Here is a 12,453-nt window from a genome sequence, read left to right as displayed (position 1 = left end):
GTCTCAGTGTGTTAGAAAATGTCTGAGATAGGAAAGTGACAAATAACAGCACCTCACAGAGGTGCTTTTTTAACGTTGGTAGAAAAGAATGAAAATACTCGTAACTGGCGGTGCGGGCTTTATTGGCTCAGCAGTGGTTCGACACATTATCGAGAACACGCAGGACAGTATCGTGAATGTCGATTGTTTAACCTATGCTGGCAATCTTGAGTCTTTGGTTTCGGTTGAATCAAACGTACGCTACTCATTTGAACAAGTGAACATTTGCGACAGAGCAGAACTTAATCGAGTATTTGAAGCACACAAGCCCGATGCGGTGATGCACCTCGCGGCAGAGTCACACGTTGACCGCTCAATCACAGGGCCAGCCGCGTTCATTGAAACCAACGTGGTGGGCACTTATACGCTTTTAGAAGCAACGCGTGAATACTGGAATACACTAGACGATGACGCTAAAGCGGCATTTCGTTTTCACCATATCTCCACTGACGAGGTGTATGGCGACCTTCCTCACCCTGATGAAGTACCAGAAGGAACAGAGCTTCCAATGTTTTTGGAAACGACTTCTTACGAGCCATCAAGCCCATATTCGGCATCAAAAGCGTCAAGCGACCACCTAGTACGTGCATGGCTGCGAACCTATGGCTTGCCAACTATTGTTACCAACTGTTCAAACAACTATGGTCCTTACCACTTCCCTGAAAAGCTTATCCCATTAGTTATCTTGAATGCCCTAGAAGGTAAAGATTTACCGATTTATGGTAAAGGCGATCAAATTCGTGATTGGCTATTCGTGGAAGACCATGCTCGTGCGCTTTACAAAGTAGTTACCGAGGGCAAAGTCGGTGAAACGTACAACATTGGTGGTCACAATGAAAAGAAAAACATTCAAGTCGTAAATACGATTTGTGACATTCTCGACACGTTAGTGCCAAAAGAAACGCCTTACTCAGACCAAATTACTTACGTACAAGACCGTCCAGGTCACGATCGTCGCTATGCGATTGATTCGAGTAAGATGCAGAATGAGCTTCATTGGACGCCTGAAGAGACGTTTGAAACAGGTCTTCGCAAAACGGTTCAGTGGTATCTAGACAACTCAAAATGGTGTCAAAACGTTCAGGATGGCAGCTATCAACGTGAACGTCTTGGCATAGTTACAGGCGAGGAAAAATAATGAAAGGGATTGTATTAGCAGGTGGCTCTGGTACGCGTTTGTACCCTCTGACTAGAGGAGTGTCAAAACAGCTTCTGCCGATTTACGACAAGCCGATGGTGTTCTACCCAATTTCAACGTTGATGCTTGCGGGTATCCGAGACATTCTCATCATCACTACACCAGAAGATAACGCGGGCTTCAAGCGCCTGTTGGGAGATGGCTCAGACTTTGGTATCAATCTCGAATATGCAGTTCAACCAAGCCCTGATGGTTTAGCACAAGCGTTTATCATTGGTGAGGAATTCATTGGTGATGACAGTGTGTGTTTAGTTTTGGGTGATAATATTTTCTATGGTCAATCTTTTTCTCAAACACTGAGAAATGCAGCATCACGAGAAACGGGCGCTACAGTATTTGGCTACCAAGTGAAAGATCCTGAGCGTTTTGGTGTGGTTGAATTCGATGAAAGCATGAAAGCGGTATCGATAGAAGAAAAACCAGCCACACCTAAGTCCAATTATGCAGTCACTGGTCTCTATTTTTATGACAACAGAGTCGTGAAGATGGCTAAGAAAGTTAAACCATCAGACCGTGGTGAGCTTGAAATTACCACGCTCAACGAAATGTACCTAAATGATGGTTCACTCAATGTAGAGCTTTTAGGTCGAGGTTTTGCTTGGTTGGATACAGGCACTCATGAAAGTTTACATGAAGCATCGTCATTTGTTCAGACTATTGAGCATGTACAAGGATTAAAGGTCGCTTGCTTAGAAGAAATAGCATGGCGCAATGGGTGGTTATCGAACGAGCAGGTTCTTTGTATTGCAGAGCCGATGATGAAAAATGAATATGGTCAATATCTTACTCGCCTTGTAAATGAAAATAAGGGAAGTTAGTCATGCGCATTCTTGTAACTGGCGCCAAAGGCCAAGTTGGGCATTGTTTGACGGAGATGCTTGAGCACAAAGATGGTGTTGTTTTGCTCGCAGTAGATAGGGACGAGCTAGATATTACAAATCGAGACACAGTATTCGACAGCGTTAGAGCTTTCAAACCTACCATTATTATCAACGCAGCGGCTCATACAGCAGTAGACAAAGCTGAGAGTGAAGTTGAACTGTCGTATGCGATAAACTGTGATGGGCCGAGATTTCTTGCTGAAGCAGCGAAGGAAACCGGAGCAGCTATTTTACATATTTCTACAGATTATGTATTTGAAGGTAACAAAGATGGTGAGTATGTAGAAACTGATGCAACCAACCCTCAAGGAGTTTATGGCGCAAGTAAACTGGCGGGAGAGGTAGAAGTTTCGAAGGCATGTCATAAACACATTATTCTAAGAACAGCTTGGGTTTTCGGTGAGCATGGGAATAACTTTGTTAAGACGATGATTCGTTTAGGTCAAGAGCGTGATGAATTGAGTGTCGTTGCTGATCAATTTGGCGGGCCGACTTACGCAGGTGATATTGCAAAAGCACTTATAGTTATCGCAAAGAAGATCACAATGGGTAAGCACGTTGAATATGGGGTATATCATTACTCTGGACTTCCACATGTAAGTTGGTGTCAGTTTGCAAATAAGATTTTTGATAAAGCAGTTCAGCAAAGAGTTATTAAAGTTAAACCTTCACTTTACAGTATAACTACAATGCAATACCCAACCCCTGCTAAACGACCATCAAATTCGAAATTAGCTACAAATAAAATTACCAGTACTTTGGGTATTGAGGCTAGTGATTGGATTTCAGCTTTAGACGCACTTGATTTGTACACGGAGCAATTAAATGAAAGTAATTGATACGAAGATACCTGATGTGAAAATTATTGAACCTAGTGTCTTTGGAGATGCGCGTGGTTTTTTTATGGAAACTTGGAATCAACAACGGTTTGAAGAACTAGTTACAGGTAAGCCGACTAGCTTTGTACAAGATAATCACTCAAAATCAAAAAAAGGAATATTAAGAGGCCTACACTACCAAACAAAAAACACTCAAGGAAAGCTAGTTCGAGTGGTTTCTGGTGAAGTGTATGATGTGGCAGTTGATATTCGCAAAGACTCACCGACATTTGGTCAATGGGTAGGCGTATATTTGTCAGATAAGAATAGAAGGCAACTATGGGTACCTGAAGGATTTGCTCATGGCTTTTATGTGACTTCAATTGAGGCTGAGTTCGTCTACAAATGTACCGATTACTATAACCCAAATTTTGAAGTGTCACTTTTATGGAGTGACTCTGACATAAATGTACAGTGGCCAATTTCTAATAATGCTGAAGTTTTGTTATCAGAAAAAGACAAGAATGGAAAATTATTGCAAGAAATTAATGAGAGTGAACTGCTTTGACTCTCAATAAGTACTCTTCCAATTCGATTTGGATGATCGCAGATAAACTAACACTACTATTTTCTTCTTTTCTTTGGTCTATAATTTTAGCAAGAACTTTAGGGTTAGAAAATTTCGGAAATTACAATGCTATTGTAACATCTGTAACGCTATTTTTGCCAATAGCTGCGTTTGGATTGAATGGCTATTTGTCCAGTGTGATAATAAAATACCCTAGACAGCAAAAATCACTAATATCAAATGCATTCGTTATAAAAGCTACAAGTGGATTAGTATGTGCTTTAATTTCATATGTTATTATCCAAGCATTGGGCTTTGATGGTATAAATGTTGTTACGAAAATATTTGTAATATCAATTTTAATCTCACAAGCATTTCAAGTGTTTGAAGTGTTATGTCAATCATACTTGAAATCTATACTGATAACAAAGTTAAGGTTGGTAATAACATTAATATTTGTTGTTATAAAGTTATACTTATATGTCGACGATCGGTTGAGTGTAAATGATGCAATTATCATATATGCAACTGAGGTGATCTTGTTCAATGTTTTGACTTATTTTGTTTCAAGAATAATAATAAATAAAAATAGAATTAAACTGCGATACACGAAAAGATTTGTTGGTGCTGGAAGTGTTTTGATTGCTTCTGGATTTGCTGAGGTAATAAATCTTAAGCTTGATATTATCATGCTAAAATATTTTATTGGGCCTGAATCAGTTTCAATCTATTCAGTTGCCACTAAATTCTCCGAGTCAACTTTCTTCGTAGCAAATGTTATTGCAGCATCATATCTGCCCAAGATAATTGAAGCATTTAAAAGTGGCTTAAACGACTATTACAGCGAACTTAGAAGTCTTAAAATAAAGCTATTGAAAATATCTATAGCTATTTCGTTGCTTCTTGGGGTTGTTTCTTATCCTCTAATAATAGTAATGTATGGTAGAGAGTACATAGATAGTTATTATGTGCTATTAATACATCTAATCTCATCATCTTTTGTGTTTGTAAGAGCGGTACTAAGTAAGTGGATAATTACTTCCAATTTATTAAAATATTCGGTCATTACTCATTCGTTAGGTGCAGTTGTTAATGTGGTTTTAAATTTGATTTTGATACCATTATGGGGTTTTTATGGTGCGGCATGTGCATCATTGGTTTCTTACTCAGTGTCTTCCTATTTTTCTTTGTTTTTGTTCAATGAAACTAAATGTTATCTTAGGAATACTGCAATAATTAAAGGTAAATAGTAATGGGGATTAAGTCTAAATTAATAAGAATTAAATCGGGTTTGAAAAACACGTGCCTTAGGATTTTGTATAAGAATGATCGTATCGTATCAGTCTTTATCGCATTGTGCGGAGATTATGATAGGCAATCAAGATCTATTGTTAGAGGCATTATAGGATTTAATACTAGCGTAAGTGGGAAATATGCACTCTATCGAAGAAATATTCATAGGATTGAAAAGGGACTCGTAATGATTCCTCGGAGGTCGATATTTGCAAGAGACTTTATATATGAGACTGTAAAATTACATCAAAGTATTGCTAATAATATCGATTCTGAACAGTTAGAATGGGGTACGAATGTATTAATAGAGTATTTTGATGTCGTAAAGCAGGGTGACAAGAAAGTTGACACAGCAAGAGAGTTATTTAAAACATGTATAATTCATAGTGGAAACTTAAAAGGCAACTCAAAAAAACCCATTGAAGTCAAGGAAAACGCATTAATAGATAGCGCTCAATTCCTAAAGTTTGTTTCGGCTAGGAAATCTACTCGCTGGTTTGAAGACCGAGAGGTGGATCATGAACTGATAGTCAAGTCAGTGGAAATAGCGAGTCAGGCTCCCTCTGCATGTAACCGACAACCGTTTAAATTCTACTACTGTTCTGGTGATGATGCTGCTCGCATTTCAAAATTAGCTATGGGTAGTGCAGGGTTTAGTCACAATATTAAAAATCTGATGGTTGTTGTAGGTGAGCAAGGTAGCTTCAATATGCTCCATGATAGGAATGTAATATACGTTGATTCGTCACTGTCTGTAATGCAACTTCTACTTGGTTTTGAAACATTAGGGCTTTCAAGTTGTGTTCTAAACTGGCCAGATGTTAAATCTAGAGACATTAAGATTTCTAAAGAACTTGATTTGACAGATACTCAAAAAGTTATTTGCCTAGTCGCATTTGGTTACGCACAACAAGGTTGCTTGACACCTTACTCGGAAAAGAAAACAGAAAAAGAACTTCTTGTAATTAATTAATTGTTGTTGGTTGAAAATAAAATGATTGTATATGTGAAAGGGGTGCACTTTAAGAATAAAGGTGCTGAGTTAATGTTACAAACTATAAAATATAGGGTCGATTCTGATCGTATGTGCGACAACGTAGAGTTAGCTTTATTATCCTCTAATGTTACTTACAAGGAAAAGTGCGAAGTTAACGCGCTACAATACATAAATCTTTGCTTTAGAAAGTTCGACTTTAACTGGCTAACCTATAAATTACCGAAGAAATTTAGGTTAAAACTAAAAAATAGCTTAGGTATTGTATTTGAAAGTGACGTAGATGTTATTTTGGATGCTAGTGGCTTTGCTTATGGAGATAAGTGGCCAGTAGGTACCATGCTACGTCTAGGAAGTGTTTTAGAGCGATTCCACGAGAAACGAAAAAAATATATATTGATGCCACAAGCTTTTGGCCCATTTAATAATACTCAGGCAATAAAGGTTATTAATAAGTCTTTTCATAAAGCAAGTCACATCTACGCTCGAGAGCAGGTAAGTTATACGATTCTCAAAAACCTGATGAAGAACGAAGATAATTTGTCATTGTGCCCTGATTTTACCAATCTTTTACAGAAAAACAATTTGGACACTGTGACTAACAAGGTAGTGATTATTCCAAACTCTAATATGGTTTCAGGTAAATCGCCTTCTGATGCCTGGCGTTCTAATTACGTGGAATTCCTTCAAACTATGTGTATTCAGTTCATATCCCGAGGCTATAACGTTAAGGTTATTAATCATGAGGGAGATTCTGATTACGATGTATGTGAGGCTGTAGCGAGTGTTTCCAAAGAGGTGTTAGTAGTTCATGGCCTTTCTGGGGAGTGTATCAAAGATGAAATTGCGACGAGTAAATTTGCATTTTCTTCTAGGTATCATGGTTGTGTATCTGCTCTCAGTCAATCAGTTCCATGTTTAGCTACAAGTTGGAATCACAAGTATGAGGAGTTGTATAAAGAATATGATGCATCTGAGTTTTTGTTAGAAAAGCCTCTGAATGAGAATGAGATCAAGTCTAAAATATCGTATTTGGAAGACAATGATATTACATTACGTAGTAAGTTAAGAGTGAATGCTGACCTTTTAAAAACTAAAACAGACTCTATGTGGAGTGAATTGTCTAAAGAAGTATTTGGATAAAGAGAGTGGTATAGCATGAAAGTATTAATGGTTTATCAGAACGACCCAATACGTACTATAGGGGGTATCCAAACACATATTAGAAAATTGTCGCATGAGTTGGTTAAATTGAATTGCCAGGTGGAGTTTTTTTCTGACTCTATTAAACTTCCACTTTCTCACAGATGGCTCAAGCATGAAAGTTTGAGAAGTAAACTATCTGATTTTAAGCCTGACATTGTTCATGTCCACGGTTTTACATCATTGTTTGCTCAACAGGCTATCTCGCTTACTACTAAGCTAAATATTGATGTAGTTTACACCTCACACTATCATCCATTTCAATATCATCGCTTGCCTTTTCTTGCGAAATTGCTGTTCGAAAATTTCACAAGTAACAACTTGAAGCGTATAAAATCAAACATATGTTTGACAGATTATGAATGTAAGTTTTTTGAGAATAAATCAAAATTAAATTGTGTAATTCCTAACGGTCATTCAATCACTCAAGATACAATTAGTAAGTTACAAGCATCTAAGCCATTAGTTAACGGTAACTATTACCTATTTATTGGAAGAGACCATTCAAATAAAGGTATTGACGAATTTATAGAGTTAGCAAAAACAACAAAAAAAGACTTTAAGTTTGTCGCTGTTTGTAATACTGAGAGAGATATTAGTCCTTGTACTAAACTAAAGGGAGTGTCTGATGAAGATCTTCAGAATCTAATCTTTTACTCTAAGGCATTAATAGTTCCTTCTAAGTATGAAGCTTTCAGTTTGGTAGCTTTAGATGCATGTATTCTTGAAACACCTGTCGTTTCAAGTCCTAATGTTATGGCAAAATCATTTTTTGATGGAAGTAAAAATGAGTTTTACATTGTTAATGATTTAATTGAAGAATTTGGAGAGCTTGAATTAAGAAGTGTCGACAAGCTAAATAAAGAGTTATCTTTTGAAACAAGCAGATTCTCTTGGTCTGAAGTTGCTGCAAGTACATTTAATTTAGCTTACAGAGGAAATTGATATGTTATCTAATTCAAGCGTTTCTAGACCGACGGTTGCAATCGTTGTGTTGAATTGGAAAGGGGCTCAAGATACGAATGCCTGTCTTGATTCAATAATGAATTTAGATAGCTCGTTTTATGAGTTTAAAATTGTAGTTATTGACAATTGCTCACCAGATGATTCATACCATACAATATTTCGCCACGTATCACAAAATTACGAATGCAGTTTCTACGCTGACAGTGAGCACTTAGAGCCATCTCGCGTAAGTCTTAAAAAGATCTCTTTATTGAAAACAAGGTCAAACCTGGGTTTTGCCGGTGGGAATAACGTAGGAATACGTTTTGCGCTCAATGATAGTAGTATTAACTATGTTTGGGTATTAAATAATGACACAATTGTAGAACGATCTAGCCTTGGATTTCTTATCGAAAAGTCCCATTTAGATGAAAGCTATGGTGTCATTGGTAGTAAGTTGATTTATGAACATGATCGATCAAAAATTCAAGCCCTTGGCGGTCGTTATAATAAGTATCTTGGTTTAAGTAAACACCTTTATGCTCATGCTGATGCTGACCTTAGTTTAAATGAAAGCGAAGTTGAGGCTGAATTGGATTATGTTGTAGGAGCATCTTTATTTTTCAAACGAGAAGTATTAGAAGACATCGGTTTATTGTCAGAAGAATACTTTTTATTTTATGAAGAGCTTGACTATATGCTATTGTTGAAAGGTAAGTATAAAGTTGGTTTAGCTCTAGATAGCATAGTTTATCATAAAGAAGGTGCTGCGCGAAAAAAAGAAATAAGTGACATTTCAGATTACTACTCCGTTATAAACCGTTTGGTTTTGACAAAAAAATTCTATCCTTACTTGACTCCAATAATCTGGTTGTCACTATTACTAGTCATAGTTAACCGTGTAAGACGTAGACAGTTTTCTAAAGCAAAAAATATCTTTATGTATCAATTTTTCGGTAGAAAGGCGTTCTCATGAAGAGTTTTGTAGTGTTACATGAATATGGTGCAAATAGTCATTATTCTGCGCTTGAAAAGGTAAGCGAGGAGGTGTCATATTACGAAGTTCATTTTTTAAAGCAGTTTTTTTCCGGGGTTAAGAATCGGAGTACAGAAACAGTTTTAAAAAGCTTTGAAAATTGTCTTTTCCTACTATTTTGTTTTCTATTTCCTCGAAAGTTAAGGGATGTTAACGTAATACTTGGTATGGCACCCGTTAACTTCCGCCTTATTTTCATAAAGAGAATTGTTTCAAAGGCTAATGTTACTTATCATTCTTCATGGACTAAATGGAATCAAGAAAATTGGCCTCATAAATATCGTTTTCTACCCACTAGTTTTTTAGAGCAATTCTGGCGTAAATTTCTTGTTTCACACGTAGATCAATTCGCAAATGTTACTAGTAGTGTATCAACTAGTAGAGGCGAATTTTTAGCGAAGCATGATATTACAGAGTTTACATGCTATCATTCATTTAATGAGTCAGTTTTTTACCCTGTTGATAATAGGACTAAACTATACAAAAAAATAATATTTTCAGGTCGTTTAGTACCAGAGAAAGGGCTGTTAGAACTTTTTGAATACATACTGCAAACTGATTACTTTACCCTTACAGTGGTTGGTAAAGGTCCCTTGCGAGAAGTTGTTAGAGATTTTTCAAATAAAAGCAATGGGAAAATCGAATATTTGGGTTTTATTTCTGATAAGAATCAGCTTGCAGATATATATCGTAGTCATGATATTATCATCTTACCGTCAAAAAAAACAGACACTTGGCAAGAGCTTTTCGGTATTTCCATGATTGAAGGTATGGCATGTGGGTTAATACCCATCATTCATAGGCATTCTGGTCCCTTAGAGGTTATAAGTTTTAGTGATAAGATTAATGCCATTAATTCAGATAAATTTTCTGACTCCTTAGATGAGTTTATAAATATTTCTCTTGAGGATAAAGGTGAACTAAGGGATGAATCAATAAGAGTTTCCAAAAAGTTCTCGACTAATAGTATTGGCAAGAGATGGATGTCAATTTAAATGTTTAGAATTTATTTTTCTTGTTTTTATATTGTAACGCTCATATTTGTTTGTACTTTTATTGGTGATAAGAGTGTTTTGGGAATTTCACTTTTTTATCCATTTTGGATTTTGGTTTTAGTCTTTAGGCGCAGTATAAGTATTGGTGAGATAGTTGCTCAGTTGGTATTAATTTTGTTAAGCCCCCTATTTCTCAGAGGGGTTATTACCACAAGTCAGCCAGAATATTATAACTTCTTTTTTATGGCAATTGGGTACATTAATGTTATTCCTCTTTTTTTCATTGTTTTAAATGAATGTTCAAAGCAAGTTGTGATTCGTGTTTGCGTCGGATATATGTGTTTTTTCGGTATTGGACTACTTGCTTCTACTTTTTTATTAGGAGCACGCGGAGGGTTTGTATTCGGACCTAATGTCTTGTATCGCATATTGTCATTTTTCTTTGCGTTTTCTCTAATTAGTATGATGACAGATTCAACTAAACAGCACTCTAAATTTTCAGTTTATCTTTTGTGGATTATTTTTGCTGTATTTATGTGTGCCACTTTATCTCGAGGTGCTATTGTTGTTTTGTTTATTTTCTCAATACTATTTCTATTTACCCGAAAAGGTGAACGGTTATTAATAGCTTGTTTCGCTATTTTATTTTCTGTTATCTTGATATATGTGGCTAAGGACAGCCACTTAATATCACGGTTGCTTTATTTCGATCTTGCTAATAATTCCGAAGCTTATAGATTTTCAAAATATGTTGTGTTCCTAGATTTCTTTAATACGGATGATCTGTTTTTCGGGCTAACTAATGATAACTATATGGGCATGTATCCTCATAATTTCATTTTAGAGCTAGTTTACTTCTTTGGTTTTATTCCTTGTGTTCTTTTGATGCTTGCATCCTTCCCTTCTTTGTTTTGCAAAGATTTCTACTTGTTAGTTTTTTTGATGCTTGGTGTTATTCTAGGCTCTATGTTGTCCGGCGATATGTTATACAATTTTCCGGTAATTTCGATAATGCTTACGGCTCTAATTAGTTTAGATAGAGAACGCTGTAAAAAAATAAAGGTTAATTATGAATTCTAAATTGACGTCTGTAATATTAGCTGGTGGTTCAGGTAGTCGCTTGTGGCCGTTATCCCGAACCTTATATCCAAAGCAATTTCTTAAACTTAATAGCAATCGAAGTATGCTTCAGGACACTATTCTAAGAAACAAAGAAATAGGCATAAATGGTACATTGGTTGTTTGTAATGAAGAGCATCGTTTCATTACAGCAGAACAATTGAATGAGATAGATAGTCTTAGCCCGATTATCTTAGAGCCGACAAGTAAGAATACTGCCCCGGCAATTGCTCTAGCAGCACTTCAGTTGCTTGAAAATGACGAAAACAGTTTAATGCTGGTTTCTCCGGCCGACCATTTAATGCATGGGACTGATGAATTAAGACAAGCTATCGAAGCCGGTATTTCACTCGCAGAATCTGGTAAGCTTGTTACGTTTGGCATTACACCCAGTAGTGCTGAGACAGGTTATGGATATATAAAAAAATCTACTCCTATAATTAACGGTTACAATATTGAATCGTTCATTGAAAAACCTAATGTTCTAAAAGCTAGAGAGTTTTACGAATCTGGGGAATATTATTGGAATAGTGGCACTTTCTTGTTTAAAGCTAGAGATTATTTGTCTGAACTTGAAAAGCACTGCCCCGAGATTCTTGAGTGTTGTAAGGCAGCCTTTGAGACTAAGTCTTGTGATCTCGATTTTATACGGCTTAACGAAAAATCTCTTGATACTTGTTCTTCTATATCTATTGATTACGCTGTGATGGAAGTTACTAGCAATTCAGTTGTTGTACCTCTAAATTGCGCTTGGAGTGATATTGGTTCTTGGTCTTCGTTGTGGGATATAAATGATAAAGATAGTAACGGTAATGCCATTAATGGTGATGTACTTGTTCACGACTGTTCTAATAGCATGTTTTATTCATCAGATCGATTAGTTACCGGCCTCGGTTTGGATAATATTGTTGTCGTAGAAACAAAAGACGCTATTTTTGTAGCTGATAAAAGTAAAGTACAGAATGTCAAAGAACTCGTGGCAGAATTGGATCTTTCTAGCCGTACAGAGCATATTTTGCATAGAGAAGTATATCGTCCTTGGGGGAAGTACGATTCTATTGACTCTGGGACACGTGACCATGTAAAGCGTATTACAGTAAACCCAGGTGAAAAGCTATCTATACAAATGCATCACCACCGAAGTGAACACTGGATTGTTGTTTCTGGAACAGCTAAAGTTACTAATGGTGATGAGATTAAGTTAATTACCGAGGACCAATCCATATATATACCATTAGGAAATATTCACGCTTTGGAAAACCCAGGCATGATTCCATTGGAAATGATCGAAGTTCAAACAGGTAGTTATCTAGGTGAAGATGATATTGTCCGCTTTGAGGATCGTTACGGTAGGTTAAAGTAAT

12 protein-coding genes are annotated in these 12,453 nt (G+C 36.4%); all 12 read left to right on the top strand.

Features of this window, described 5'->3' with window-relative positions; genetic code table 11:
- The first annotated feature begins 88 nt into the window (after positions 1–88).
- From rfbB to AC6R03_RS16640, 12 genes are read left to right on the top strand one after another with little or no spacing between them, the layout of a single operon-like run.
- A complete protein-coding gene (rfbB, locus tag AC6R03_RS16695; protein ID WP_500631379.1) occupies positions 89–1,177 on the top strand; it encodes a dTDP-glucose 4,6-dehydratase in 1,089 nt (362 codons plus the stop codon).
- Positions 1,177–2,055 carry a glucose-1-phosphate thymidylyltransferase RfbA gene (rfbA, locus tag AC6R03_RS16690; RefSeq protein WP_500631378.1) on the top strand — a complete coding sequence of 293 codons (879 nt, stop codon included), beginning with the start codon at positions 1,177–1,179 and terminating at the stop codon, positions 2,053–2,055. Before rfbB ends, rfbA begins: the two co-directional genes overlap by 1 nt.
- Before the next feature lie 2 nt (positions 2,056–2,057).
- Positions 2,058–2,957, top strand: a complete 900-nt coding sequence (rfbD, locus tag AC6R03_RS16685) for a dTDP-4-dehydrorhamnose reductase (RefSeq protein WP_500631377.1) — start codon at positions 2,058–2,060, stop codon at positions 2,955–2,957.
- Positions 2,944–3,504 (top strand): dTDP-4-dehydrorhamnose 3,5-epimerase, encoded by a 561-nt coding sequence (gene rfbC / locus AC6R03_RS16680; RefSeq protein ID WP_500631376.1) that lies wholly within the window; start codon positions 2,944–2,946, stop codon positions 3,502–3,504. Before rfbD ends, rfbC begins: the two co-directional genes overlap by 14 nt.
- A gap of 32 nt (positions 3,505–3,536) precedes the next feature.
- Positions 3,537–4,754, top strand: a complete 1,218-nt coding sequence (locus tag AC6R03_RS16675; protein ID WP_500631375.1) for an oligosaccharide flippase family protein — start codon at positions 3,537–3,539, stop codon at positions 4,752–4,754.
- A gap of 2 nt (positions 4,755–4,756) precedes the next feature.
- The gene (locus AC6R03_RS16670; protein WP_500631374.1) at positions 4,757–5,770 is read left to right on the top strand and encodes a nitroreductase family protein; all 1,014 of its coding nucleotides are present in this window, start codon (positions 4,757–4,759) and stop codon (positions 5,768–5,770) included.
- Positions 5,771–5,791: 21 nt separating this feature from the next.
- Positions 5,792–6,934, top strand: coding sequence for a polysaccharide pyruvyl transferase family protein (locus AC6R03_RS16665; RefSeq protein WP_500631373.1), 1,143 nt, complete (start codon positions 5,792–5,794; stop codon positions 6,932–6,934).
- Positions 6,935–6,949: 15 nt separating this feature from the next.
- The gene (locus AC6R03_RS16660) at positions 6,950–7,939 is read left to right on the top strand and encodes a glycosyltransferase family 4 protein (RefSeq protein WP_500631372.1); all 990 of its coding nucleotides are present in this window, start codon (positions 6,950–6,952) and stop codon (positions 7,937–7,939) included.
- Between the two features lies 1 nt (position 7,940).
- On the top strand, positions 7,941–8,915 hold the full coding sequence (locus AC6R03_RS16655) for a glycosyltransferase family 2 protein (RefSeq protein ID WP_500631371.1): 975 nt from the start codon (positions 7,941–7,943) through the stop codon (positions 8,913–8,915).
- Positions 8,912–9,970, top strand: coding sequence for a glycosyltransferase family 4 protein (locus AC6R03_RS16650; protein WP_500631370.1), 1,059 nt, complete (start codon positions 8,912–8,914; stop codon positions 9,968–9,970). The genes AC6R03_RS16655 and AC6R03_RS16650 overlap by 4 nt, the downstream gene beginning before the upstream one ends.
- Positions 9,971–11,050: a hypothetical protein gene (locus AC6R03_RS16645; RefSeq protein ID WP_500631369.1), complete on the top strand. Its 1,080-nt coding sequence runs from the start codon at positions 9,971–9,973 to the stop codon at positions 11,048–11,050.
- On the top strand, positions 11,040–12,452 hold the full coding sequence (locus AC6R03_RS16640) for a mannose-1-phosphate guanylyltransferase/mannose-6-phosphate isomerase (RefSeq protein ID WP_500631368.1): 1,413 nt from the start codon (positions 11,040–11,042) through the stop codon (positions 12,450–12,452). The genes AC6R03_RS16645 and AC6R03_RS16640 overlap by 11 nt, the downstream gene beginning before the upstream one ends.
- Position 12,453: the final 1 nt, after the last annotated feature.

The sequence above is a fragment of the Vibrio sp. R10-SG-ISO4 genome, from assembly GCF_059834135.1.
This window is presented reverse-complemented; position numbering and strand designations above follow the sequence as displayed.